This is a genomic window from Candidatus Villigracilis sp., from assembly GCF_057083605.1.
The window spans coordinates 20,541-47,519 of the sequence record NZ_JBXMTI010000118.1; the positions used below are offsets into that span (position 1 = coordinate 20,541).

The 26,979-nt window shown below is 48.4% G+C and carries 24 protein-coding genes; 15 read left to right on the forward strand and 9 right to left on the reverse strand.

What is annotated here, in order from left to right; genetic code table 11:
* Positions 1–28: 28 nt before the first annotated feature.
* On the reverse strand, positions 29–1,000 hold the full coding sequence (locus AC14M5_RS17720) for an NAD-dependent epimerase/dehydratase family protein (protein ID WP_484031052.1): 972 nt from the start codon (positions 998–1,000) through the stop codon (positions 29–31).
* 279 nt (positions 1,001–1,279) lie between these two features.
* Between AC14M5_RS17720 and AC14M5_RS17725 the strand changes: the two genes are divergently transcribed.
* The 6 genes from AC14M5_RS17725 (at position 1,280) to AC14M5_RS17750 (ending at position 8,597) form a co-directional block, all read left to right on the forward strand.
* On the forward strand, positions 1,280–1,840 hold the full coding sequence (locus AC14M5_RS17725; protein ID WP_484031029.1) for a TetR/AcrR family transcriptional regulator: 561 nt from the start codon (positions 1,280–1,282) through the stop codon (positions 1,838–1,840).
* Positions 1,841–1,925: 85 nt separating this feature from the next.
* Positions 1,926–3,023, forward strand: coding sequence for an acyl-CoA dehydrogenase family protein (locus AC14M5_RS17730; RefSeq protein ID WP_484031030.1), 1,098 nt, complete (start codon positions 1,926–1,928; stop codon positions 3,021–3,023).
* 81 nt (positions 3,024–3,104) lie between these two features.
* Positions 3,105–4,373 carry an acyl-CoA dehydrogenase family protein gene (locus AC14M5_RS17735; RefSeq protein WP_484031031.1) on the forward strand — a complete coding sequence of 423 codons (1,269 nt, stop codon included), beginning with the start codon at positions 3,105–3,107 and terminating at the stop codon, positions 4,371–4,373.
* Positions 4,374–4,540: 167 nt separating this feature from the next.
* On the forward strand, positions 4,541–6,922 hold the full coding sequence (locus AC14M5_RS17740) for a 3-hydroxyacyl-CoA dehydrogenase/enoyl-CoA hydratase family protein (RefSeq protein ID WP_484031032.1): 2,382 nt from the start codon (positions 4,541–4,543) through the stop codon (positions 6,920–6,922).
* Between the two features lie 72 nt (positions 6,923–6,994).
* Positions 6,995–8,179 (forward strand): acetyl-CoA C-acyltransferase, encoded by a 1,185-nt coding sequence (locus tag AC14M5_RS17745; protein WP_484031033.1) that lies wholly within the window; start codon positions 6,995–6,997, stop codon positions 8,177–8,179.
* Positions 8,180–8,270: 91 nt separating this feature from the next.
* Positions 8,271–8,597, forward strand: a complete 327-nt coding sequence (locus AC14M5_RS17750) for an SCP2 sterol-binding domain-containing protein (RefSeq protein WP_484031034.1) — start codon at positions 8,271–8,273, stop codon at positions 8,595–8,597.
* Positions 8,598–8,664: 67 nt separating this feature from the next.
* Here AC14M5_RS17750 and AC14M5_RS17755 read toward each other — a convergent pair whose 3' ends face one another.
* Complete coding sequence (locus AC14M5_RS17755; RefSeq protein WP_484031035.1) at positions 8,665–9,087, reverse strand: hypothetical protein; 423 nt, start codon at positions 9,085–9,087, stop codon at positions 8,665–8,667.
* Positions 9,088–9,348: 261 nt separating this feature from the next.
* On the opposite strand from AC14M5_RS17755, the gene AC14M5_RS17760 reads away from it, so the two are divergent.
* Positions 9,349–10,203, forward strand: coding sequence for a TerC family protein (locus AC14M5_RS17760; protein WP_484031036.1), 855 nt, complete (start codon positions 9,349–9,351; stop codon positions 10,201–10,203).
* A gap of 48 nt (positions 10,204–10,251) precedes the next feature.
* On the opposite strand, the gene thrB is transcribed toward AC14M5_RS17760, so the two are convergent.
* Complete coding sequence (gene thrB, locus AC14M5_RS17765; protein WP_484031037.1) at positions 10,252–11,145, reverse strand: homoserine kinase; 894 nt, start codon at positions 11,143–11,145, stop codon at positions 10,252–10,254.
* Positions 11,146–11,234: 89 nt separating this feature from the next.
* Here thrB and thrC point away from each other — a divergent pair, with 89 nt between their 5' ends.
* From thrC to AC14M5_RS17795, 6 genes are all read left to right on the forward strand, one after another.
* Positions 11,235–12,269 (forward strand): threonine synthase, encoded by a 1,035-nt coding sequence (thrC, locus tag AC14M5_RS17770; protein WP_484031038.1) that lies wholly within the window; start codon positions 11,235–11,237, stop codon positions 12,267–12,269.
* A 168-nt stretch (positions 12,270–12,437) separates the two neighbouring features.
* Positions 12,438–13,655, forward strand: a complete 1,218-nt coding sequence (locus tag AC14M5_RS17775) for an ATP-binding protein (RefSeq protein ID WP_484031039.1) — start codon at positions 12,438–12,440, stop codon at positions 13,653–13,655.
* Positions 13,656–13,730: 75 nt separating this feature from the next.
* Positions 13,731–13,895 carry a YqaE/Pmp3 family membrane protein gene (locus AC14M5_RS17780; RefSeq protein ID WP_484031040.1) on the forward strand — a complete coding sequence of 55 codons (165 nt, stop codon included), beginning with the start codon at positions 13,731–13,733 and terminating at the stop codon, positions 13,893–13,895.
* Between the two features lie 113 nt (positions 13,896–14,008).
* Positions 14,009–15,631: an ABC transporter ATP-binding protein gene (locus AC14M5_RS17785; RefSeq protein WP_484031041.1), complete on the forward strand. Its 1,623-nt coding sequence runs from the start codon at positions 14,009–14,011 to the stop codon at positions 15,629–15,631.
* A gap of 80 nt (positions 15,632–15,711) precedes the next feature.
* Complete coding sequence (locus AC14M5_RS17790) at positions 15,712–16,665, forward strand: ECF transporter S component (protein ID WP_484031042.1); 954 nt, start codon at positions 15,712–15,714, stop codon at positions 16,663–16,665.
* Between the two features lie 131 nt (positions 16,666–16,796).
* Complete coding sequence (locus AC14M5_RS17795) at positions 16,797–17,669, forward strand: energy-coupling factor transporter transmembrane component T family protein (RefSeq protein WP_484031043.1); 873 nt, start codon at positions 16,797–16,799, stop codon at positions 17,667–17,669.
* 34 nt (positions 17,670–17,703) lie between these two features.
* Here AC14M5_RS17795 and AC14M5_RS17800 read toward each other — a convergent pair whose 3' ends face one another.
* Positions 17,704–18,531 (reverse strand): DUF1684 domain-containing protein, encoded by an 828-nt coding sequence (locus tag AC14M5_RS17800; RefSeq protein ID WP_484031044.1) that lies wholly within the window; start codon positions 18,529–18,531, stop codon positions 17,704–17,706.
* 75 nt (positions 18,532–18,606) lie between these two features.
* Complete coding sequence (locus AC14M5_RS17805) at positions 18,607–19,200, reverse strand: hypothetical protein (protein WP_484031045.1); 594 nt, start codon at positions 19,198–19,200, stop codon at positions 18,607–18,609.
* A gap of 166 nt (positions 19,201–19,366) precedes the next feature.
* On the opposite strand from AC14M5_RS17805, the gene dcd reads away from it, so the two are divergent.
* Positions 19,367–19,921 (forward strand): dCTP deaminase, encoded by a 555-nt coding sequence (dcd, locus tag AC14M5_RS17810; RefSeq protein WP_484031046.1) that lies wholly within the window; start codon positions 19,367–19,369, stop codon positions 19,919–19,921.
* Between the two features lie 121 nt (positions 19,922–20,042).
* Positions 20,043–21,338 carry an HD domain-containing phosphohydrolase gene (locus AC14M5_RS17815; protein WP_484031047.1) on the forward strand — a complete coding sequence of 432 codons (1,296 nt, stop codon included), beginning with the start codon at positions 20,043–20,045 and terminating at the stop codon, positions 21,336–21,338.
* 12 nt (positions 21,339–21,350) lie between these two features.
* Here the strand turns inward: AC14M5_RS17815 and AC14M5_RS17820 are convergent, their stop codons facing one another.
* From AC14M5_RS17820 to AC14M5_RS17835, 4 genes are all read right to left on the reverse strand, one after another.
* Positions 21,351–22,112: an arylamine N-acetyltransferase family protein gene (locus tag AC14M5_RS17820; protein ID WP_484031048.1), complete on the reverse strand. Its 762-nt coding sequence runs from the start codon at positions 22,110–22,112 to the stop codon at positions 21,351–21,353.
* A 1-nt stretch (position 22,113) separates the two neighbouring features.
* A complete protein-coding gene (locus tag AC14M5_RS17825) occupies positions 22,114–24,912 on the reverse strand; it encodes a helicase C-terminal domain-containing protein (protein ID WP_484031049.1) in 2,799 nt (932 codons plus the stop codon).
* A 32-nt stretch (positions 24,913–24,944) separates the two neighbouring features.
* Positions 24,945–26,285: a hypothetical protein gene (locus AC14M5_RS17830; RefSeq protein WP_484031050.1), complete on the reverse strand. Its 1,341-nt coding sequence runs from the start codon at positions 26,283–26,285 to the stop codon at positions 24,945–24,947.
* A gap of 96 nt (positions 26,286–26,381) precedes the next feature.
* Positions 26,382–26,979: hypothetical protein (locus tag AC14M5_RS17835; protein ID WP_484031051.1), on the reverse strand; the 598-nt coding region annotated here is incomplete at its 5' end.

Here is a 26,979-nt window from a genome sequence, read left to right on the forward strand (position 1 = left end):
TGATTATAGCATTTTTTGAATCAAAAAATCACATGGTCTCAAGTAATTTCATTTCGTGTTTGACTGTCTCCACCCAGCCTTCACTGACGGGGCGAGGATTGTAGCCGAGTTCGCGTTTGGCTTTGCTGTTATCGCCCCAGTAGGTCACCCCGGCAATGTCGCGCAGGCTTTCCGATGCGTAGTTTTCGGGCATAAGTGAATCAAATGGCCTGACTAAGATTGATGCAACCTTCAATATTTGATGGGGGACTGTCATCGGAACAGGCTTGCCTGAAATTTGGCTGGCTAGTTTGAAAACATCAGTTACCCTGCATGGCTCTCCCGTGATGATATAACTTTCTCCAACCTTGCCTTTTTCCATTGCCAATATATGCCCATGGGCCACATCGTCCACATGTGAAAGACAAAGGCCAAATTGAGTTGGCAGCATGGGCAGGCGGCTTTTTAAGAAGTCTATCGTAATCCTGCGCAGCCAGGATGTGTCATCGGGGCCATAGATTTGTCCCGGCATAACGATTACGAGAGGCAGACCCTCAGAGATAAATCCCTTGGCGATGGCATGAGCGGCAGCTTTCGTCCGGTCATACTCGGTGAGATGCTTGCCGTTGAAACGATACTCCTCGTTAACCACTTTCCCCTTTGTATCCGAGTTGATTGCGCAGGTGCTGGTGTACACACCTTTTGGGATTTTCAATTCCTGCATGAGTTCCAGCACATTGCGTGTGCCTTGAATGTTGACCTTCTCTCCACCGCTTTTATCGTGAGAGCCAACCTTATACCAACCCGCCACGTGATAGACGCCATCCACGCCTTGCATTGCCGCGCGCATGGATTCTTTGTCAGTTACATCGCCTGGGAATAATTTAACCCCAAACGCCTGTAACTCTTTTGCCTTTTCAAGGGATCGTACCGAAGCGTGGACTTCACGCCCAGCAGTGCGTAATTGTTTTGCAAGGACGCCGCCATCAAAAACTATTGGAAGAAGCGCCTGTGATGAAATACTTCATGGCAATTCTCCTTATCAAATATGTACGTGTAAGGTAGGTAATTCGTCGAAAATAATTTTACAGCTTATTCCTGCTCTTTCGGGGGCTTAGCTCCCGAAAGAGCCAAAGATACGTCTAGAAACTTTCGATCAACTACTTAATTCTACCTGATGAATTGTTACGATTTTGTGTTTTTAGTGCATGTGGATTCAAGCATGGGCCAACTCTTGACTCTACTGAAGGTTGGGAGTATATTTTCCCTACCTACCGTTCGGTAGGTAGAAGGAACCTTCATGACCAGAGACGATATCCTAGATGCTGCCGCCCAGGTGATAAGACAAAAAGGCTTTCATGGCGCGTCCATGTCCGATATTGCTACCGCTGTCAATTTGCAGAAAGCCAGCCTGTATCACCATGTGGCCTCCAAACAGGAGATTTTGCTCGACCTATTGGAACGCGCCCTGCAAATGCTTTCCGAGCGTATCTCGGCCATTGCCGCGCAGGATATTTCCGCTGACAAAAAACTGCGTGAGATGATAAAGGTTTATCTGCAATCGCTGGCAGAGAACTCCGATCTTTCCTCCGTGCTTCTATTTGAACATCGTTCACTCGATAAAAAATCTCACACCCGTCATGTTCCTCAACGTGATAAGTTCGAGGGATTATGGCGGGATGTTCTTAATGAAGGTGTCCGCTCAAAAACTTTTGACTGTGCCGACACAGGCATCGCCGTTCGTGCGGTGATGGGCGTGATGAACTGGACACTAACCTGGTATCGTCCCGATGGAGATAAGTCCATTGAAAAGATCGCAGATGAGTATGCGGATCTGTTGTTTCATGGATTGTTGAGGTAGGTAGATAGGTAAACAAGTAAACACGTAGACATGTGTACCTATGTACATGTATACCTGTCTACTTTTATCCCCGAAAGGAGAAGACATGTATTCGTTCGAACCTAATGAAGAGCAGCAAATGCTCATGGATGCGGTGGGAAAGTACGCTGAAAATAATCTGCGTCCCGCGGCTCACGACGCTGAAGAGAGTCGCGAGTTGCCGAAGAAACTTGTCAGCAAGGGGTGGGAGCTTGGTTTGCTGCAAGCCTCCGTGTCTGAAACGTATGGCGGCTTCGGCGAACGTTCCGCAGTCACTGGCGCGCTGGCAGTTGAAGAGATGGCTTTCGGCGATCTCGCAGGCGCGCTGGCCGTGATGACACCTTCGTTATTTGCCACGCCCATTTTGCTTGTTGGCACTGAAGAGCAAAAGCAGGAATATCTTCCCAAGATCATCGGCGGCGATTGGAACCCGTATACTGCGGCGCTGATCGAATTCAGTTTTGATTTCGATCCCAATGCACTCAAGACAACCGCAAAGTCAAGTGGAAGCGATTATGTTCTCAATGGCGAAAAGGCATTTGTCCCATTTGCAAAAGATGCCGATGCCATGATCGTTTACGCCAACCTGGATGGCGTCACGCAAGGTTTCATTATCCCGAAGAATTCTGCTGGATTGAAAATTTCAGATGAGCGCGAAAATCTGATGGGATTGAACGCACTGCCCATGTATCGAGTCAAACTGGATGATGTCAAGATTCCCGCCTCCAATAGACTCGGCGGCGCTGCGGGCCATAACTTTGAGTTGATCCTGGCTTCGATGCGCATCGCCTCCGCCTCGGCCGCGATTGGTGTCGCGAAGGCCTCGTTTGAATATGCAAAGAATTATGCAAAGGAACGTGAAGCCTTTGGTGTGAAGATCGCGCAGAAACAAGCCGTGGCTTTCATGCTGGCCGAGATGGTCACAGAAATCGAAGCTATGCGCCTGCTGACTTGGGAAGCCGCCTGGAAATTGGACAGCCAAAAAGAAGACGCGGCTACAGAAGCCTATCTCGCCTTTACCGGCGCAGCCGACATGGCCATGATGGTCACGGATCGCGGCGTGCAAATCCTGGGCGGACATGGCTACATCCGCGAGCACCCCGTTGAAATGTTCATGCGGAATGGGCGCGGGTTTGCAATGCTGGTGGGTCTCGCTATAGTATAGATTCTTACGAATTACCCATCACGTATTACTTAACCGTAATTCGTAATGCGTATTGCGTAACGAACAAAGTCTGGAGGAACGATGACTATTGAATTTGAATCACCAAAACCAATTACACAAACACAATTCGTTTTAAAAACAGTTGCTGAAGAGATGATGCGCTCGAAATCGCGGTACTTTGACGAGCATGAGCATGAAATTCCATGGGATTACATCGAGTTCATGCATACGGCCATGAAAGCCATGGGCGCAGGGTCACTTGCGCCAAAAGAAAAAGGGAATGGTCATAATGGTGGCGAACCAAAAGAAAAACGCCCTTCGATTGCCTATCAAACACTTGCTGCTCAAATTGAAATGTTGGCGTGGGGCGACGTTGCTTTTTACCTCATCACCCCAGGTGGTGGACTCGGCGCAGCGGCTGTAGCAGCGGCTGGAAGTTCTGAACAGAAGGCCAAATTCCTCGAACGCTTTAGCGGAGATAAACCCACCCTTGCTGCCATGTGCATGACGGAAGCAGGCGCTGGATCAGATACATCCGCGATTCGGGCGCGTGCCGTCCTGGATGAAGCCACCAAAGAGTGGATCATCAATGGCGAGAAGATTTTCGTCACCGCGGGCGATAAGGCATTCACCGAATATGAAAAACTTGGGAGAGGTTTTCTCGTCGTGTGGGCCTCCATTGACCCGACTGCAGGACGCGCAGGTATGCGCGCTTTCGTGGTTGAAGCGGGGACAAAAGGTGTGAGCATCACCAAGCTGGAACACAAACTTGGAATCCGAGCCAGTGATACCGCTGCGATCTCGTTGGTTGATGCGCGTGTCCCTTACGATAATATTCTCGGCAGCCCGACGGTCGAAAAGTCCACGACTGGTTTCAAGGGCGCAATGGCCACCTTCGACGCGACAAGACCTCTCGTGGCAGCATCAGGTCTCGGCGTGGCAAGAGCCGCTCTCGAATTCCTGAAAGAAAAACTTGCTGAGAACAAAGTCGAAATCAGATATGGTTTGCCGCGTCAGAAATTATCCAACGTCGAGCGCGAAGTGATTGACATGGACATCATGTTGAAGTCTGCATGGTTGATGGTCATCAAGGCGGTGTGGATGGCGGATAATAAAAAATCGAACGCGCTTGAGTCTTCGATGAGCAAGGTGCGCGCGGGGGATGTGACCACGAAGATCACACAGAAGGCGGTTGAGATTTTAGGCCCACTTGGATATAGCCGCGAGTTCCTGCTTGAGAAATGGTTCCGCGACGCGAAGATCACCGATATTTATGAGGGCACCGGGCAGATCAATCGCCTGGTGGTCGCGAGGCAGATTTTGGGCTATAGCGGAAGTGAGTTGAGATAAACAATATGCGGTGGTTGAGTAGGCGGCGTTTATCCGCCGTACACTTGCACCAGCACGCAAGTGCAGGTGTCGAAACCACCAATTGAAAGCAACCTTGAAATTGCTGGTTTCGATACGTTCCTCGCTGTCGCTCGGAACTACTCAACCAGCGGAATAGGGAAAAAACCATGAAATATCACATTCATAAAGCCGTCGTCATCGGCTCTGGCACAATGGGCGCAGCGATTGCGGCACATTTGGCGAATATTGGCGTGCCTGTGACGTTGCTGGATATTGTCGCGAAAGACTCACCTGATAAAAATAAGATCGTCAAAGAGGGCTGGGATCGTTGTTTAAAAGCCAAGCCTGCTAATTTGATGTCTGCGGACTTGAAAACTTTTGTCACACTTGGAAACCTTGAAGATGATTTTGGCGCAGTAGCCGAAGCGGATTGGGTTTGCGAAGCGATCATTGAGAATCTCAAGATCAAACAGGATTTGATGACTCGCATTGATGAAGTGCGTAAACCTAATGCGATTGTTACGACAAACACATCAGGCATTCCAGTGAAGGCAATTGCGGAAGGGCGCTCGAAGGAATTCAAGAAACATTTTCTTGGCACCCATTTTTTTAATCCGCCACGCTATTTGAAATTGCTGGAGATCATCCCCACTGCGGATACATCCAAAGATGTCCTCGAGTTTATGGCTCACTTCGGTGAATATCGACTGGGCAAGGGTATTGTGCTTTGCAAGGACACGCCGAACTTCATCGGGAATCGCGTTGCTTTTGGAACAGGCGCATTTGCGATGGATTTCATTCTCAACAATGATTACACCGTTGACGAAGTGGACGCTCTTACCGGACCTTTAATGGGTCGGCCCAAAACGGCGACCTTCAGGCTGATAGATCTGGTCGGCGTGGATGTGTGGGATCACGTGGGCAAGAATCTTGCGCCCTTGATTCCGCACGACCAGCTTGGGCAGAAATATCTCGCTGCTGAAAAGCCGCGCAAGTTAATGGATACTCTGCTTGAGCGTAAATGGTTTGGGAACAAGACTAAAGTCGGCTTCTATAAGGAAGTGCGAGGCGAAGATGGCAAGAAGGAATATTATTCACTGGACTTGAACACGTTGGAACATGTCCCTGCGGGCAAGCCGCGCTTTGACTCTGTCAAGGCGGCGAAGGATGTCGAAGGTTTGGGTGACAGGCTCAAAGCCCTGCTTGAAGCGGACGACAAGGCGGCGAAACTTGTCAAAGCGTTAACTTATCAGGGATTCCAGTATGCCTCTACCATCATTCCCGAAGTCGCTGATACTGTGAAGCCGATTGATGATGCAGTCCGTTGGGGATTCATGCACGAAGCAGGTCCATTTGAAACATGGGATATGCTCGGCGTGAAAGAGACAGTGAAGCGCATGAAGGCCGAGGGATACGTGCCTGCGAAGTGGGTGGATGAAATGTTGAAGGACGGCGCGGATACTTTTTATCAATACAAGGGTCTTAACAAAGTTGGTGTCTACGATGTTACGAAAAAGAAATACACAAAGTTGAAACAACATGAAGGCTTTGTGTTGTTGAAGGATTTGCGCGGAACTAAGAAGGAAATTAGCAAGAACGCGGGCGCATCGTTGTATGATATTGGTGACGGGGTTGCACTGGTTGAATTCCACACCAAGATGAATGCACTGGATGATGATATTTTTACAATTGCTTCCGAGGCGCTGGACCGTGTTGAAAGTGAATTTGACGGTCTGGTCATCGGCAGTGAAGCGGATAATTTCAGCGCGGGCGCAAACCTGTTTATGGTGGTGGTCGCTGCGCAACAAGGTATGTGGGACTCACTTGATGGTGCTATTCGTAAATTACAAAACTTGAACATGCGAATGCGTTATTCGCCGAAGCCGATTGTCGTTGCTCCTGCTGGGCTGGCATTGGGCGGCGGATGTGAGATCACCATGCACGCTTCACGTGTTGTCGCAGCAGCAGAGACCTATATCGGCCTTGTTGAACTCGGCGCGGGAGTCATCCCAGCAGGCGCAGGCACGAAGGAATATATGCGCCGCATTATCAACCCGCCTATGAAGACCGATAATGCAGAGCCATTTCCGTTTATTCAAAAGGCGTTTCTGCAAATTGGGCAAGCCAAAGTTGCCATCTCCGCAGAAGAAGCACGCGGAATGGGTATCTTGAATCCGCAGGATCGCGTCGTGGTCAATCGCGATCACCTGCTCACCGAGGCAAAGAAAGAAGTCGTCCATATGGCGGCGTCTGGATATAAGCCGCCCACGCCAGAGATGATCTATGCACCAGGGCGCGACATGTACGGTGCAATGAAGATTGGTGCGTGGAGTTTCAAGGAAGGCAATTACATCACTGAATACGATTCGCATATTGCGACCAAGTTGGCTTATGTGATGGCAGGTGGCTGCCTGACCAAACCGCAATGGGTGAGCGAACAATATATCCTTGACCTCGAAAGAGAAGCCTTCTTGTCTCTTTGTGGTGAAGAAAAAACACAAGCCAGAATGTGGTCACTACTTCAAACTGGAAAGCCTCTACGAAATTAGTCGAAAGTCAAACGTCGAAGGTCACGTGACTTTTGACTTTCGACGTTTGACTCGATAGAAGGAGATAATCTTATGACATCACGAGAAGCAGTTATCGTTAGTGCCGTTCGTACCCCTGTCGGAAAAGCCAAACGCGGCGGGCTTGCCACGGTTCGCCCCGATGAAATGGCGGCTGCCGCGATTAGAGAGTTGCTCAATCGTACACCAAACCTTGACTCGGTTCAGATTGAAGATGTGGTTTTTGGTTGTGCCTTCCCTGAGGGTGAGCAGGGTATGAATGTGGCGCGCATGATTTCGCTGCGTGCGGGTTTGCCCGACACTGTTCCTGCTGAGACGATCAATCGTTATTGCTCATCAGGTGTACAGGCTATTGCGCATGTGGCCTATGCGATCAAATCAGGTGATATTGAAATCGGAATCGGCGGTGGCGTGGAATCCATGTCCATGGTGCCGATGATGGGTTATAAGTTTTCGCCCAATCCGCACTTCGCACAAGACCTTCCGCACTATTACACCAATATGGGTCTCACCGCAGAGAATGTTTCCATCAAATATGGAATCACTCGCGAAGCACAAGATGAGTTTGCGCTCAAGAGCAATCAGAAAGCTGCGAGAGCAGTTGAAACTGGGCTCTTCGACCCTGAACTCGTGCCAATTGACGTGGAAGTTGTTGAGTATGCAGATGGCAAGGCGCAGACAAAGTCATTTACGGTGAAACGAGATGAAGGTCCGCGCGGCGATTCGACGTTAGATGCTCTTGTCAAGCTCAAGCCTGCTTTCAAAGAAGGAGGCACGGTCACCGCTGGAAACGCTTCGCAGATGTCTGACGGTGCTTCGGCTGTAATGGTCATGTCTGCGGAAAAAGCACATGAGTTGGGACTCAAACCACTGGCGCGATTTGTCTCATTCGCGGTTGGCGGGGTCCCGCCTGAGTTGATGGGAATCGGTCCTATCGCCGCGATCCCGAAAGCAGTGAAAGTCGCGGGTCTGTCATTGAATGATATTGATCTGATAGAATTAAACGAAGCCTTCGCTGCGCAGTCGCTGGCTGTGATGCAAACACTTGAGATCGACCCAGATAAAGTCAATGTCAACGGTGGCGCGATTGCATTGGGACATCCTCTTGGATGCACAGGTTCCAAGCTCACCACACAATTAATCTACGAAATGGGCCGTCGCAAATCCAAATACGGCATGGTGACAATGTGCATCGGTGGCGGAATGGGTGCTGCCGCGATCTTCGAAAATTTACAATAACAAATGTAGGGGCACAGCGGGACGATTAATCGCCAAAGTCTTTTGGGTTTTGCTGTGCCCCTACAAAACCACTAAACAAGGAAACTAAATCATGTCCCTCACAATAGAAACTCTTATGTCAAAAATGCCCGGTGCATTCCTCCCTGAAAAAGCTGCGGGCTTGGATGCCGTCATCCAGTTTAAGTTCACTGGTGCGGAAGCGGGTGAATGGTATGCGGTTATTAAAGATGGAAAAGTGGAAGTATCCAAGGGTGAACATGCTTCCCCCAAGATGACCCTCACTGCAGATTCAGGCGATTATGTCAAAGTTTTCACTGGCGAAATTGATGGAATGCAAGCCTTTATGCAGGGTAAGTTGAAACTTGCAGGCGATCTAAATCTTGCGATGAAACTTACCCAGATGTTTAAGATCAAATAAAACGCGGGCAGTGCAGTGTTAAAAAAATACAGGGCGGCCAATTGGCCGCCCTGTTGCTTTTCTTACTCTATGGAACAACAACAAGAAAATCGAATCTTTGAGTGGCAACATATCCACCCTTGAAGTGTGCACCTGCTGATACAGCAACTGGTGCTTCTCCATTGGGAAGGACTGAAGTTGAACCTTTTGCTGTGAAGGTCACATACAATGTCGCCGAAGTCCCCGCGCCACTGTGGTCACCTTGTGCTGCTACTACATAGCGGCCCGGGAAATAGGCAGAGGGCAGGGCTGCGCTAAAAACAAAGGGAACGTCGCTCGTGACTAGTATTTCCACAGTGTAGGACTCGCCAATCTGCATTGTGGCTGGCAGGCCTTGAACAAGTGTGAAGGTTACATTAGGCTGCGCGGGAATAGGGGCTGCTGCAACCATTGTCGAAAGTAGTACGATGGCTAACAATGTCACTATTGCAAATTTGGATACTTTGTTCATAATTTGACCTTTCTGATTGGCTGGAATAATGAAATAGTTATGGCGTAGTACAAAATTATTGTAGCCGAAGATGGGATTAATAGTGTTTGCAATTTTATTATTAACTCATCTTATGCAAGGTCAGGGACTTTGCGCGCAACGCTTCGACTTTGTTCGGACGATGTGCCGCCCTCTCTCCGCTCAGCGAGGAGGTTCTGTCTTTTATACCCGAATCACAGAAAAGCCGTTAAAATCCACATAATCTTTTTTAGGAGCATAACAGTGAGCTTGAATTTCGACTGGATCACACAACCCGAAGCATGGATTGCTTTCATTACCCTTGTTGTCCTGGAGTTGGTGCTGGGCGTGGACAACGTGATTTTTATTTCCATTCTTGCGGGCAAGTTGCCACATGAGGATCAACAACGTGCTCGTACCACGGGCATTATGATGGCAGTCATCACACGCATTTTATTGTTGTTATCTCTTTCGTGGGTTATTAGCCTTGAAGAGGCCCTTTTTACGCTTCCATATTTCGGTATTGGTATTTCAGGCCGTGATTTGATTCTTCTGGCAGGCGGCCTCTTTCTATTATGGAAGAGCACGCATGAAATTCATGACAAACTGGAAGGCAAGGAAGGTCATGCATCGGCCAAGGTTGCAGCCACCTTTTTCAGCGTCATTGTGCAGATCATGCTGTTGGATGTTGTCTTCTCGCTGGATTCTGTCATTACCGCTGTCGGCATGGTGGATGAGCTTGCGATCATGATCGTTGCAGTGATCGCAGCGGCTGGTGTGATGATCTTTACCGCTGGCCCCATTGGCGAATTTGTGGAGAGGCATCCTACCGTCAAAATACTGGCCTTGAGTTTCCTGCTCTTGATTGGTTTCACCCTTATCGTTGAGGGACTGCACCAGCACATTCCAAAGGGATATGTTTACTTTGCAATGGGCTTCTCGGTCTTTGTAGAAATGATCAACCTGCGTGTGCGTGACTCTCACGTTAGACCTGTCAATTTGCGCGATCCATATAAAATGGAGATTGCCGAACCTGAGCTTGCGGCTGGACCTTCTTCCTCCGTGGTGGTGAAGACGGTTGTGAAGAGAGTGAAGCCGAAGACAAAGAAAAGGAAATAGTAATATTGAAAAGCAAAACTGCCATCGAGGAATTCTTCGATGGCAGTTTTATGTCCGATGCACTCCAAGCATGCTTGGCCTTGTAATGATCGTGCGTGTTTCTATTCCCCGCTCCTGAAATATCCTAACAATTTCCTCTCTTGATTTCTCTGCATTCCCTGGTTGAACAAAATTGATAATGGATGGCCCCGCGCCCGAAAGCGCCGCCGCCCCGAATTGTTTGGCAGCTTTATATGCCGACATGCCACCTGAAATAAGTTTCAAACGATATGGCTGGTGAATGCGGTCATCCATCACCTTTTGTAAAAGGTCCAAATCACCGCTTCTCATTGCATCGACGACCAGGGCGGCGCGCCCAATATTGAAGATTGCATCAACCCGCGAAACAGACCTTGGCAAAACTGCGCGAGCGATACGTGTCGGCCAGTCAACGTTTGGTTTTACGATCACTAAAGTTAATTCAGGGACTTCATATCGTTGGGTGATGATCTCCTCACGTGCCATGATCGAGACGACCAATCCGCCAAACAAAGCGGGTGCGACATTATCTGGATGCCCCTCTATTTCGTTTGCGAATTTCAATAACTCATTTTGATTGAATAGTCTGCCCAACATTTCATTTGCGCCAAATAGCCCCGACACTATAGCCGCAGCACTTGAGCCAAGCCCACTGCTCATAAAAATTTCATTGTGTGCGTAAATCTGTACGCCGTTCATTTCTTTTCCGCAGACCTTATGCAGGAAAGCGTATGACTTTGTTAAAAGATTTTTTGTGCCTTTGTTTAACTTCTCCGCGCCCTCGCCAGTAACTTGATAGGTTAATCGGTCGGCTGTTTCAAATGAAATTTCATTCCAAATATCCAAAGCCAGACCCAGACAATCGAAGCCTGGGCCTAAATTTGCAGATGTAGCGGGGACTCGGATTTTTATCATTCGTGACATTATATAATACCTGCGCCAACAAATTGGGCTTTTCTACAATTTGTTAGCGCGATAGGTATAATCGCCTCATTCCTACTATCGGAGTTGCCATGACCTATCAAGGTTTGATCCATCGCTATGGGCAATATCTAGACCTACCAGCCCACACAAAAAACATTTCCCTGCTCGAGGGGAATACACCATTGATTCCCATGCCGCGTTTGAGCAGGGAATTCGGCTGCGAGTTATACATTAAGTTTGAAGGATTAAACCCCACAGGCTCCTTCAAAGACCGCGGTATGACTGCTGCTATCAGCGAGGCTGTTGGCCGCGGCATACAGACTGTCATATGTGCTTCCACAGGAAACACGGCCGCCTCAGCCGCAGCATATGCAGCACGGGCCGGCTTGCGTTCCATCGTGCTGATTCCAGAGGGGAAGGTGGCAGTCGGAAAACTTGCAGGCGCAATTGCCTATGGCGCAGAAGTGATCCAGGTTCAAGGTTCGTTTGATGATGCGCTGACACTGGTCGTTGAAATAACTCAAAAGACCCCTATTGCGTTAGTAAATTCGATCAACCCATTCCGCATCGAGGGGCAAAAAACAGCGGCCTTCGAGATTTGTGATGTGTTGGGAAGTGCACCGGATTGGCTGTGCCTGCCTGTTGGCAATGCAGGGAATATCACATCTTATTGGGCTGGGTTTAGGCAATACCAAAAAAGATTGCCTCGTGTGTTGGGTGTGCAAGCCTCAGGTGCGGCTCCATTAGTATTGGGGCATCCTGTAGAAAAGCCAGAGACAATTGCAACTGCGATTCGTATAGGGAAACCGGCGCGTGGGGAACAGGCAATTGAAGCGGCTCAACAATCCAATGGAAGGGTTATTGCCGTGTCCGATGCTGAAATATTGTCGGCGCAGAAGATTCTGGCTTCGGAGGGAGTTTGGGTCGAACCGGCATCAGCGGCGGGACTGGCTGGTTTGATCGCAGAATCAACTGTCGGGAAGATTGAAGCGAGGGGGAAAAAGGTCGTGGTGGTGTGCACCGGTCATGGGATGAAGGATCCAGCCGTTATCACCGAGTCGTTCCAATCTCCAAAGATCATCCCCGCGAATTATGAGGCGTTGATCAGCCTGGTCGAAAAGTAGTACCTTTGTCTGTGGGAGATGGTAGACTGTGTTATATAATTTAACAGATGAATCCTGTTAAGAAAATTGCAAAGATCGCTTCGAGGAAAAAGAAGTAATAAAATACCACCTACTAATTCGAGCGGATATTCCTCAATATCCTTATTTTAGACGGTTACAGGTGGTGAAATGTATACAATGCCAAGCGAAAAAAGCACGTTCAGCCCTGCGGTATTGAGAAATTTCCCTTTCTTTGCTTCCTTCGTGGAGAGCCAACTGGAGGAGATTGCGGAGGTTGCAGCGCGTATTCCAGTTAAAGCGGATGCAGTGGTCTTTCGTCAGGGGGATGATTCGGCAAGGATGTATTTAATTCTTCAAGGTGCTGTGAAAATCGAGCATGAAGACCAGGAGGGGGGAAAGCTTCTTATCGGAGAACTGACCCAATATCAAACCTTCGGTGAAATTGCCATGTTGAGTATGGAGCCATCCCCGGTAACGATTACAACCACAGAGGATTCAGAATTCCTGACGATTGACCGTGAACCCATGCTGGATGTGATTCGAAAATCGGAACCTGATGAAATTGTTGAGATATTTTCCTTGTTAGGCGAACAGATCCGCGAGGCAAATGACCGCATATTCAAACAGGTTTTATCTCACCGCACCCTGGCCGCTCAAATGGAAGTGGAAAAACAACGCGCCCTGACCCAGATGATTGCGGGCGTCGCACATGAGATCAACACGCCTTTGGGTGTGATCAATACGGCGGTCAGCATTATGGCGCGGGAACTGGCTTCGCCAAAAGAGGTGACCATCCAGCGTGCGGCTGATATTGCCGAATCGCTTGAGTTGATGCGCCGTAATGTGGAACGTGCTCATCGGCTCGTGCAGGATTTCAAGAAAATCTCCGTCAGTCAATTGGTGGATGAAAAGGAATTGGTTGACATTCATGAGGTGATCGACGATACGATTGAATTGCTAATGGTCAACTTGAAGCGGAGTCAGATTGCTGTCAATTTCACTAGCAAGTTATCCGACGAGCAGAAGAATTGGATCGGCTATCGAGGTGCTCTTTCTCAAATTCTGATCAATTTGCTGACCAATATAGAGAGGCATGCGTACCCAGATGGAATTGGCGGCGTTGCCGATGTGAGCATTGAACTAAAGGATGAAAGGCATTATCTGTTGACGGTGGGGGATTGCGGTAAGGGAATTTCCAAAGAAAACCAGCCGCGAATTTTTGAGCCATTCTTTACAACTGAGCGCTCCAATGGGGGGACAGGGCTTGGGCTGGCAATTGTCCATAACCTTGTGGTGGGCACGTTAAAAGGTGAAATTAAGTTGGATGCCAAAGAAGGCAATGGCACAGAATTTCGGATTGTTTTCCCGCGAATAATTTCAGACTGATTTTGTGGTATTAACCTTGAAGCTATTGTATAATTGCCGGGTAATAATGCCAACCCAAATATAGGAGAATAATCAATGGATAACAAAGTTTTGCAAGTTATTGTAGCCCTTTTCATTCCGCCCCTCGCCGTTTATATGAAAAATGGAAAGATCGACAACGCCTTCTGGATCAACCTCGTGTTGACCTTCCTGGGCGGTGTCCCCGGCGTACTGCACGCCTTGTATGTTGTTTTGATGTAAATTGCCCTGACGAAAAATCACTCCGCCCAAAACTTGGCGGAGTGATTTTTTAATTGCAAAGTTAATGCTGTCTACTTGACAATCCGCTTTTGCGAATTGATAATATCATTGCCATGACATCCTCAGCGAAGCCCCTTGTAATTGATAACTTATCCTTTCGTTACCGTGACCGTCAAGGCGCGGCAATTCATAATATTTCATTTGAGGTGGAGCCTGGCGAAATTCTGCTGATCGCAGGCGCAAGCGGATGCGGCAAGACAACTTTGATCCGCGCCATTAATGGTTTGGTCCCACGCTCGTATAAAGGGGAGATCAGCGGGCAGGCACTGGTCTTTGGCGAAGATGTGAAAGACTGGAAGCTCTCGCAAATTTCGCAAAAGATCGGCACAGTATTACAAGACCCCGAACGTCAAATCCTTGGCACAAAAGTTTTAAACGAAGTCGCTTTTGGTTTGGAAAATCTCGGCATGGCGCGCGAGGAAATTTTTGCGCGTGTTGATGAAGCACTTAATTTCCTGAAGATCGCAGATTTACGAGATCGCGAAACTTTTAATCTGTCGGGCGGCGAAAAACAAAAGGTGGCATTAGCAGGTGTGCTCGCCATGCGCCCGTCGATTCTACTTTTGGATGAACCACTAGCCAGCCTCGACCCTGCTTCTGCTCAGGATACGTTGGATGCTGTCCGCGCTTTGGCTAATGAGGGGATGACCGTTCTTTTGGTAGAGCATCGCGTAGAGGATGTGCTGCGCATCAGCCCTGATCGAGTCATGTTCATGAGTGAAGGAGAGATACGTTACCTGGGCGATATGCAGGGGTTATCTAAAGTAGTGAACTATCGTGAAGTGAAATTACCCGCAGAGCAAATCGTCGAACGCGCGAAATTGGATTCGCCTCCAGTGGAAATTAAAGTCCTGCCTGGCGCGGCAACTGAAGGCGCGGATAAAGAAGCGCTTGTCAAGTTTCAGCATGTCGCATTTGGATATGACGTGGAGCACGAAGTTTTGCATGATATCAGCCTTGAAATTAATCGCGGTGATGTGATCGCGGTGTTGGGGCCCAATGGCTCAGGCAAGACAACTTTTGTAAAACATGCCATTGGGTTGCTCAAGCCGAAATCTGGGAGTGTTTTTGTAAATGGTCGTGATACGCGTGAGGCAAGCGTTGCCGAGATCGCGGGTATGCTGGGGTATGTGTTCCAAAGCCCAAGCCACATGTTGTTTGCGCCGACAGTTCGTGAAGAGTTGGCATTCGGGCCGACGAACATGAAACACCCAAAAGAACAAATTGAACAGGAGGTGAAAGAGGCGCTAAAGATCGTGAACCTTTCGGATAAAGAGAACGACCCGCCGCTGGCGCTTTCGTTCGGCCAGCAGAAGCGCGTGAGCATTGCGGCCATTCTTGCGATGCGTTCCAGAATTCTTGTGATGGATGAACCCACCGCCGGGCAGGATTATCAGAATTATATGAACTTCATGGATTCGATTTTACAAATGCCCGCCTTTGAAGCCATCCTGTTCATCACGCACGATGTCGACCTCGCGGTGATTTACGCCAATCGCGTGTTGATGGTGAATGATGGAAGACTGGTTGCAGATGGAACTCCGCAGGATGTTTTGCGCGACTTCGATAGACTCAAAGCCAACCGCCTCGTTCCGACCTCGTTGCTGGCTCTCAACCTCAACCGACTCAGTGCGACAGGCAGGTTTATGAGGGCAGAGGCGTTGGCGCACATGTAAAACCACCCTCGCCCCAACCCCTCTCCCAATTTGGGAGAGGGGCAAGGGGAGAGGGTAAAACAAAAAGGAGAGAAGTAAAGATGGACAAGAAATTGCAAAACGTTTTGATTTTTCTCGTTGTTGTGCTCGCCTTGTTTGGCGTGATCATGTTCGTGCTTGGGGCGCAGGAACCCACAGAAGGCGCATTATTTAATTTCTCCGTGGATCAGGCCAGTGTGGTCTCACGCTTTGTGTTTGTTGTAATCGGTCTTGTGATCGCGTTTGCTGTGTATTACATGACTAAAGAAAACATGGCGTGGGAAGTGGGTACACGCGAAGTGGTGTGGATGGCAATCGGCGCGGCGCTCTATGCTGTGTTCTCGTGGCTGTTCAATGGAACTGTCTTCGCTGTGCCTTCGCTTAGCCAGGTTGCACTTCGCCCGGCCATTGCGATCCCGATGTTCTTCGGCTTTGCATTCGGCCCTGTCGTCGGCTTCTTTACGGGTGCAGTTGGCAACATGTTCGGTGATGCGCTCACAGGCTTTGGCCTTTCTCCACAGTGGAGCATCGGCAACGGCCTGGTGGGTTTCATCTCCGGCATGTGGATGTTATTCTCCGACAAGAAGAAAAGCATGGATACTGTGCTTTACATCAGCGGCGCGCTGGCTGTGCTCACCGCATTGCTGTTCTTCCTCAATCGGAACGAAGCCAATATGTTGTTCTTCGATGTGGATAATGGCATCTTTGGCGACCAGCAGATTTCACTCTTTGCAGGCATCGCTATTCTCGTTGGCTTCGTACTGGTGTTCGCGGTGCGTTACTTCTTCAAAGCTAATGAGGATGTGGCCACTGCCGTCACCTGGGGTATGTTGGGCAATATCCTTGGCATACTTTTTGCAGCCCTTTCCGATATTTGGATCAATGGCTTCAGCCTGGCCGCCGCCATCGTGGGCGAATTTCTCCCCGCCGCTGGCCCGAACCTGATCTTCGCCGCCATCCTTGTGCCAATGCTGGTCGTTGCGTATAAATCCACGCGGACGCAGTCTGGTAGATAATTTTTATGTCATTGCGAGGGCGCTCTTGCCGTTTGCCCAAAGCAATCTCATTATTGAAGAGGAGATTGCTTACCCTTCGGGTACGATGTCGTCGGGAAGTGCGCCCTCCTCGCAATGACGGAATGTGAATTATGCTTGTCGCCTGGCGTTATCGAAAACGCGCAAACTCCTTCATCCAGTCCTTTGACACGCGTGCGTGGGTGATCTTCTATTTGTGTTTCCTTTTTGCCACGTTCTCATCCTGGGATGTGCGAGTTCAACTGCCATTCTTTTTCATTGCAGTCTTCGTCCTGCTTACTTCAGGAGTGAAATGGCATGAAATTCGGCGCGCATTCCTGTTTATTGTTGGCTTTGTCATAATCTTTGCGATATTGACCTTTCTCACAGGGCGCGGGGGAACGGAGCATTACGAAGAGGAACATTTAATCCGTGAGTTCAGGGCATCCTTCTCCATCCTGGGTTGGACGCCTGTTTTGAAGGTGACTGTGGAACGCGCCTTCTTTGCGGTCTGTCAATTCGTGCGCGTCTCGAGCATCGCCATTATGACGATCCTGATTCCTTACTCGCTCGATCCTGCCCTATACGGGATCACATTTAAGGGTATTGGACTCCCCGATAAATTTGCCTACGCCATGGATTTGACCATGCGCTTCATCCCGACCTTTGGGAGGGACTTCCAACTGACGATGGATGCGCAGCGGGCGCGTGGTTACGAACTCGATAAGATCAGCGGCGGCATTATTGAGCAAGTGCGCAAGTTGGGCCCTGTCATAGTACCTGTCACTATCCACGCCATCATTGGAAGTGAAGATATTATTGACGCGATGGACTTGCGGGCCTTTGGCGTCGGTCCGCGCACATGGACGGATGTGTTGACCTATCAATTTCGGGATCGATTGCTGATCGCCTTTGGGGCCTTGATATTGGTTTCGTCAATTGTCATTAGCTTTATGGGGTACGGGGCTTTCTGGGTTCCAGAAGCAGTGATACAAATGTTCCCGTAAAAAGTAACCGCCGCAATCAGCGGCGGTTTTGATTTTAGTGTTCGTGACGCAGATAAGTTTCGCCTGCTGTCACCTTGAAATCCAAATGGTTTTGTTCGGGAGCAAAGACGCAAGTTGCAAAATCTGTGAAGGCGCAGGGCGGGCAATAGGCTTTGTTGAAATCAATGAATATTTTATCGTCAGCTTCCTGATCCGCGATCAGGTAGCGGCCTGTTGGGTAGGATTCGTCCTGGCTGGTTGGATCCCAGAAGCGGACGAAGAGCGTTCCGTCATCTTCCTTATTGATATCGAGTTGGTAGTGATTGCCGTTGAATTTAAAGGACAAATATCCTTCAACAGGAAATTCGGATTTCTCACCGGTCAAGTCCGGGAAATAAGCCATCTTGGGGCGCTCATAGGGAGTATAAGTTGCGGGGATGCGGAATGCTTCGTCGATGTCATACCAGGTACGGGCGGGGAATGATCGCCGTTCTTCGCGTTGGTTATCCCACATGCGCACGCCCAATCTATTCCCACGCTGGATCACAACCAGTTGAATATCTTCCAAGGTTATGAAACTTGGGCTTTCAGAGATATCCGGTTGCAGGATCGCAAAATCTGTCGCCTTGTCATTTACTTTAATTTTTTGATTGGGGGCAGCGCGCAGGGTGACGGATTTTCCGTTGTACTCGAAGTAGCCAATATTCGCAGCGATTCGTTCCGGTAGCTGGATTTCGGATTTGGGGTCTGAGCCGATTTGGTTTTTTCCGAGTTTCAGCCAGTAAAGACCGGAAAGCGCAAGCCATCCGTTTTCCTTACGGATCGTTACATCACGTTCTTTACGCCATTCGGTGATGGCCTGACGATAGGTTTTTGCTGTCATATAATTAATATTATACCCGTAAAAACACGGGGCACTCGCATGAATGCCCCGTGTTTTTGGTTGTTTGCTTTGAATTTACATAACCACGGTTGGCACAAGTACGAAATATGTGATCAACCCTGCTATCAACGCAATGAGGCCGAACAAGGCGAAGATCTTGCGCATATTGCTTTCTTCATTGACCAGGGAGCCCCAGGCAGCCAGAGCAAGGCCAAGCGCCATAATAAGCATGACGAGTTGAAGCTGGTCGCCGCGTTCATCATATTGTGACCCGATCCCAAAATTGGTGTCTGACTCATCAAATAGGCTGTTGGGAAAGGCATACATGTCGTTGTAATATGTTTCATCCCAGATCCCATCATCGCGGGCGATGGCATCCTGCAAGGCTTGGGAGAAATCGTTCTCGTAATATTCCGCAATATCGGGTCTTTCATCCACATTCAGGTACCAGTTATCGTAATAGGAATAGTCCTGGGTGATCTCCTGGTTTGCGGTGAGATATTCAGCATTGCCATCATTTAAGAACTGCATCCCCAGAATTTCGTATTTGTTTTGCTCCGAGTCTGCCATTGCCCCCTGGTAGCTGGCGACGGCGGTAAAAACACTCAATAATGCGATCAACGTGCCAAGGAATACTTCATTGCTGAGAAAACTAAAGAATTTCTTCATAGTGCCTGCCTCGCTAAATTAGAATCGGCCTGTGGGCCGTGCCGCGGATTATATACATAAAACTGCAATTGCAACTTTGCAATTTTGTTATAAAATCATGCCAACTTGACCATGCTTTGTCAGGTCACCACTTGTTGCATAATTTTAGTAGACCAAGGAGAAGAAAATGGGTTTGAAACCAGACCACTGGATTCGCAAGATGGCAATTGACAAGAAAATGATCGAGCCTTTTGTCGATAACCAGGTTCGAAACGGGGTGATCTCTTACGGTGTTTCATCGTATGGGTATGATGTGCGGGTTGCCAATGAGTTCAAGATTTTTACGAATGTTTATTCTGCCACAGTTGACCCCAAAAACTTTAACACGAATTCAATGGTTGATTTTGTCGGTGATGTGTGTATTGTCCCTCCAAATTCATTTGCGCTGGCGCGTACAGTTGAATACTTTCGTATTCCGCGCAATGTGTTAACGGTCTGTTTGGGGAAATCCACGTACGCGCGCTGCGGCATTATCGTTAATGTCACACCGTTTGAGCCTGAATGGGAAGGATTTGTGACTTTGGAAATATCGAATACAACGCCGCTGCCTGCGAAGATATATGCGAATGAAGGGCTGGCGCAGGTCTTATTCTTTGAAGCGGATGAAGAATGCAGTGTCTCTTATGCAGATAAAAAAGGCAAATACCAAAAACAGCAGTCCATTGTTTTGCCCAAGTTGTGACGTGGCAGACAAGGCCGTTGGGTTGAACGCAAAAAGTTACCGGTTTGGATAAGAAAATATAGTTGATGGATTTATTTGTTGGCTCCGTGTTTCTTCATGAATCCAGGAAGGAATGGATGAAATGAAACAATTATCTGACACAAACGTTGTCCAGGAACAGCTTTGGGAAATAAGCAATTTACTTTCCAGCGCAATGAAGAGCATTGCAAAGACAGGTGACGGCCAAACATCCCATGTTCTGCGAGACCTGACACAAGCCGCCAGCACCTTGAACAAAGTAAAGATCTCAGTCTCTAAGCAAATCCAGACGCATGAATCCCAGTTTGAAGCACTGGTGCGGATTGGGACTACGATCAATTCATCGTTGAGTCTGAAGCGGGTGTTGTCAGATGTTATGGACAGGCTGGTAGGCCTGATGCGGGCAGAGCGCGGTTTTCTTATGCTGCGTGAGCCTGATGGAAATTTAAAGGTACATGTTGCGCGCGGCCTCGATCATGTGGATTTGGATGAAGATCAGTTTGCGGTCAGTAAAACTATCGTAAATAAAGTGGTGGAAACTGGAAAACTTATCTTAACCACGAATGCCCAGGAGGATCCGCGATTTGAAGCTCAGCTCAGCGTAGCGGCCTTTCATTTGCTGTCAATATTATGCGTGCCGCTTAATATTAAAGATGAGCTTATCGGTGTGATTTATGTGGATAACCGGGCGCAGAAGGGGGCATTCCAGCAGGAAAATTTTGATCTGATCACGGCTTTTGCCAACCAGGCGGCCATTGCAATTCATAACGCGCGTTTGTTCGATGAATTGAAAGATAGTAAAGATGAGTTGGAGATCGCCTATCAAGCCACACTGGAAGGGTGGGTGCGCGCACTGGATTTACGGGATAAGGAAACGGAAGGCCATACCAAGCGGGTAACTGCACTGACACAAATACTTGCCAGAGGCATGGGGCTGAGCGAGAATGAGATCGTTCACATCACTCGTGGAGCACTTTTGCATGATATCGGAAAGATGGCCATTCCAGATGGAATATTGCTTAAGCCTGCAAAGCTCACAGATGTCGAACGTACGCTAATAGAAATGCACCCGATTTATGCATATGAGATGTTAAGCCCAATTAAATTCCTTCACCCGGCCCTGGATATTCCCTATTGCCATCATGAGAAATGGGACGGTACAGGCTATCCACGGGGTTTAAAGGGAGATGCAATTCCGTTTGCGGCGCGTATCTTTGCAGTTGTTGATGTATGGGATGCGCTTGTATCTGACCGCCCTTATCGTAAAGCGCTTTTGCCTGCGGATGTGAAAAAGAACATTCGCGAACTTTCAAATTCGCATTTTGACCCCAGAGTTGTCGACGCATTTCTATCCCTGGATAATCTGTCGACGAGGCATCTAATATTGAAGCCGAATTGATTTTCGACTTCGTCATAAGCTAACGCCGAAATATTCCCTCAGTATTTCGGCGCGTTGATTTTCATGGATTGGGGATCTAGTCTGCTGCCCGTTCTTTGTAACAATCAATTCATCGTTGTCGAGCGAAATGCGTCCAGTCTTGGTAAGGCGGCTGATGATTCGGTTTTTTGTAAAGATGGAATTTGGGGAGGTCTGATGATATTCGCAGGTCGCTTCATACTCAAGCGGAAAGTTGTGTGCTGTTAGATCGAAATAATACTGCCTTTCAACTTTTCCGCCAAAGCCCAACTGCCACAGTTGAAATCCAGTTCTGAACGGTTCCAGTCGATAAGAGCGCAAGCCCTGCTTCTGCCAGTTGGAATTATCAATATCTAGGGGTTTTGTAAAAGTATCTCCCCATCCTACATCGGCCAGCCAGCGCGTGGACTCGTTTGGCACTCTTACCATCAATGTGAGATGGTCAAAGTCAATGCCAAAGCTGCCGTCATCTTCGTGATAATCACGCGCATTAAGGTAGGTTACTTCAAAACCGATCTCCCTTAATAGCCATGCAAACAAGCCATTTAATTCGTAACAAAATCCGCCACGATTCCGCAGGATGATTTTGTCCCAAAGCGCGGATTCGTCCAGCTTAATTTTTCTTCCCAGGCCAATATCCAAATTTTCAAATGGAACAGCTTGCAGATGGGCGAGTTGAAGTTCATGCAAGGTTTCTATATCTGCGCGAATTGGCTTTGAATAATTTATGCGTGCCAGGTAATCTTTGAGGTTCATACTACTCCCCAAGCCACTGACCTGCCATTTTTGCCAGCCCCGCTGTTGCACCTTGTCGTGCCGTACATTGGGGTAATGACTCGAGGAATAATCTTCCATATTGCTTTGTAAGTACGCGCCGATCCAGAATGGCGACAACACCGCGATCAGAAGCCGAGCGGATGAGTCGCCCAAATCCCTGGCGGAATTTCAGGATGGATTCGGGCAGGTAATATTCATTGAATGAATCTTCGTAAAGCTCGGAGCGGGCCGCGATGATCGGGTCTGATGGAACACCAAATGGTAGTTTGGTGATGACCACAACTGAAAGCGAATCTCCGGGCACATCCACGCCTTCCCAGAAAGACCGTGTCCCAAGCAGTACCGCTCGATCTGTGGATTTGAATGATTCCAGCAATGTATTTGGCGACGCGCCTTCACCTTGTTCAAATACAAAAATGTCCTCGCGCGCGAGAGGGCCAGTGATGGCTTGAGCTGTTTTCTTGAGCGCCGCATAGGATGTGAACAGGACAAGCATCCGCCCGCCGGTGGCTTTCGCGGTGGAAATCAGTGTCCGGTCTAAGGCTTGTTGGTAGCCGGGAGCGTTCGGCTCTGGCATATCATTGGCAACATAAAGCAAAGTGCTTGATTCGTAGTCAAATGGGGAGCCTAGTGAAAGTGTATCCACCTCATCAGCAGATAATGTGTTGCGAACGTAACCAAAATCGCCGCGCGTGGTCATTGTGGCAGATGCCATCACCACGCAGGCTTTTTCGTGCCACAAATGTTTTTGCACAAGCGGACCTGCACGAAGCGGCGCAGCATTAAGCGACAACCTCTCACCGCGAGGATTGACCTCAACCCAGTAAATCAATTCATTGGATGGTTTATGCATCAGGCCCGAAGCCGCGGCTTCGGCTTCAGTCATGCGCCGTATCAGGGTGCTTAGATTCCCCATTACATCTTCCACGTTTTCATGACCCTCGCTATATATTTCACCGAGCGCTTTGTAAATTTCATCCAATGATTTCAAGAGCAGGGTCATTGTTTCGCTGGTTTGGCCCCACATGATCTCAACATCATCCCAACCGGGTACTGTACGTGTGGCGGGCACGATCCGCATTTGCCACGAATAATTGCTTGGGGGCTGTCCCTCGCGCTGCATGGCGATAAATATGCCCAGCACATTGAAAAACTCTTTAGATAGTTGTTCAAGCCGAAATGCCTGGTCGGTGGCGCGTTTTGCTTTTTGCTGCAACAGGCCAAAGTCTGAGGGGCGAAGCGTATCATGTGTATCCGTCAGCAACCTGCCGAGCAAGCCCGCCGATGAACCACCGAGTTCCTTCAACATTCGGTCAAGATCATTTTGTGTCATGCGGAATGAAAGCGCACTGGTCACCGCTGATTCCATGTGGTGTGCTTCGTCCACGATCACATAATCATATTCGGGTAATACTTTGCTGCCCGTGGAAACATCCGAAAGCAAAAGAGCATGGTTGACGATCAATAAGTGTGAGCTTTGGGCAGCCTGCTTCGCTCGATAAAACGGACATGCTCCGCCCATACGCCCCAGGCAGGATTCCGTGTTACAGTTATCATCTTCAGCAGAAAGCCTTCCCCAAACCTCGCGCTCGATAGGCCCAGTCAGATTGATCTCATTGCGGTCACCGCTATTGTTTTCAAGCCCCCACACGATGATCTTCGCCAATACTCGCATTTCATTTGCATTAGATGGCCCATGCGTGCGTATGTATTCCAGCCTGCGCGGGCAGAGATAATTCACACGGCCTTTTAAGACCGATGCACGTACATCAAGGTTCAATGCTGCTTGCAAGTCAGGTATATCTTTTTTGATCAACTGATCTTGTAGGTTGATCGTGTTGGTAGAAATAACGACTCGCGTATTATTCTGGACTGCAAACAATGCGGATGGTACAAGATATGCAAAGGATTTGCCAACACCGGTTCCCGCTTCGACCATTAGATGGTTGCCGTTTGAAAGGGCCTTTGTCACCGCTTTGAGCATTTCCACTTGCTCGCCGCGGTGCTCGTAGGATTCGAAATACTGGGAAAACGGTCCGCCATATTCCAAAATAGAGGCGGCTTCTTCAGGGTCGAGCGGAGTTGGCTCTTCAGTACGCTGTATAGGCGTAGAACCATTTTGGGTTGGCGAACCAAGTGTCGGTTTGCGTGAAGAGGCGGAGCGTGTCCGTTTGGGTTTAATCCCTTCCTTGGCTAAAGCTTGAAGGGCTTGTTCAAATGCCCAGCCTGCGTCCCAATCGACAAAATTACCAAGTTCAACGATCTCTTGCAGTGTTTCAAACGGAAGTTCGCGGGCGAGTTCGAGCAGGCGAACATAACATGCGTGAGTAACACGGGCGTCATCAAGGGCGCGATGCGTGGCGGGGAGAGGGATATTTAGCTGCTGACCCAGCGAGCCGAGGTTGTAACGGCTTGCGGTTGGCATTAACACAGAGGCGAGCTCGTAGGTATCGAGCGTTTGCTGAAATTGAAATAAACCAGATTTGCGCAGGAAACCAATATCAAATTTGACGTTGTGCCCGAGGATGGGAGCATCGCCAACGAATGCAGTAAGTTCATGCGCAATGTCACGCAGGCGCGGCGCCTGACGAACCATGGCATCGTCGATGCCCGTCAGCCCAGTAATGAAATCTGGGATGTGTTTGCCAGGGTTTATCAATGTGGAGAATTCATCCTCCACCCTGCGCCCATTAAATTTAACAGCCGCGACCTCAATGATAGAGTCGCGGCTTTCGTCCAAGCCTGTGGTTTCGATATCCAGCGATACAATGACGGTCATATTAGAACAAGTGTACCATAAACTTATGTTTACTAAATTTGCGGCTGTGATGACGGTGCGTTGGTCTTTTGCAAACTTTGGTCAATTGCGATATCCATGAAGATAATAGCCATCATCCACATGAGCATTCGATAGATCGTTGTAGAAAATAGAGCATGGCGATTTACAGCCCATGTATCTCCCAGAATTGTTGGGATGAGGGTGATGCCCGCTGTCATGAAAAGCCAGATACATATCCATGCCCAGGGTCGGCTTGACTCGTTTTCATTTTTTACTGCGTGAAGGATTAGCCCAAATATCAGAAATAAATCCAATAAAAATGGAGTGGTGTTTTCAGGATGGAGAGCATCTCCCAGGGCCATTAATACTTCACGTGTTTGGGCCTGCTCAGGTGTTTTGAAGTAGGTTTGCTTTATTTCCGTAAATACCACTGGAAAATCCTTCATGATTTTTGTTGCAGGATAACCCGGATGAATAAGCATAAACTTTATCAATGTTTTTACCGAGTTTTCTTGAAACCATGCCTCATACTCTTCAGAATCGGGTGATGGCATACCCAGCTTTTTAAGGGTGTCCACTCTTGCGGGGCTGCGAAGAAGATCGTCGCCGTATATATTGATGATCTGTACCAGGGAGCGCGTGCTGTTGCTGGATGTATAAAACCCAAGAAAAAAAATAGCACTAACAAACACAAGGATTCCATGCAGGTATTTGTTTTTCCTGTATTTCACGGAAAACAGGAGGACGGCTACCATCCCAATTGTGACGAATGCAGTGAAGAGATTAGTGTCTCGTAAAAATGTCCAGAAGAAATAAACTGTCGACCAGGCCGCAATATATGCGGAAATTTTTGAGTTTGGATCTTTGTAAATCGTGAAAGCAAGTTTAATCAGAATGGCTAACTGAAGCGCAAATAGAGAAAAAGTAAGGGACTCAGACATCAGAATACTGTCCCAATCGGCCATTTGAGGTGTGAATGCGAAAAGAATAACTGTAAATGCTCCCAGAATTTTTAAAGAGGGAGTCTTGATATATTCAGATATTACGAAAGCAAGAACGCCCCAGCCTGCAATGGATATGATGAGTTGCAAAACCGAGATCCGATTGAATCCCGGCTGAAAAACCCGCCTGCTAGTTTCAACCGAACCATTGACCAGCAGTTGATACCCATCTTTTGGTTCAAATATTTTATATACAAGATTGGTGCTTAACAGACGTCTTCCCGTCATCATTTCACTCGAAAATAATGGCACACGAGATGCTTCAATATAGCTGAGCGTGTCATTGCCGGCAATAGATAGGTTTGGGTCTCCGTAAAGCCATATCCGTACAACCGATGCAATGACGATGATGCAAAGGATAAAGAGCCGCATAGCACCGCTGCTGGGATTAAACGATATTTGTTGAAGTCTGTTGATGAAATTTCTAAACATCGGGGCTTTATTAATCACAAAATATTCAGCCCTGTGCTATTCTTTTGAGAATAATCCGGTAAGTTCCGCGATCTGCAAGCTTGAAAGAACGCGATTCTTTGAACCCTGACGCATGAATTCCTTGAGTTGTTTAAGCTTCATGGCCGGAATGGGTGAATCGCCCGCATCCAACTCAACCTCGTCGCTGGTGAAAACCAAAATAGGCTTAATCTCAGGGACGTTTGTCTCGCCCATATTCTTGTTAAAGAATTTTCTTAACTGATGAACTTCATTTTCTGCATCTATATCCGGGCGGCCGATTCCTTCCTGGCCGAAGATGCGCATGTAGCCTTGCAAAAATCCACCGCCGCTCATTTTCCAGCGATTCTTTGTATAGCTGACTTTTCCGCGTTGATGATAGGGGAGGAGAGCCCAAACCCCAGAGGGGCCCACCAGCAAATGTGATACTGGTGTTGAATAATGATATAGGGTGAATTCGCTGTGCATGCCTTTCAACCCGGTATCGATCTTTTCATCCGGGCGAGGCGAACGCCCCCAGCGACTGCCCATATACATTCCGATCTGCGTCATAATAAAACCTATTAAGAGGCATATGATGGAATAAGTAAACAAATCCGGCTTGGTGAATGAGATG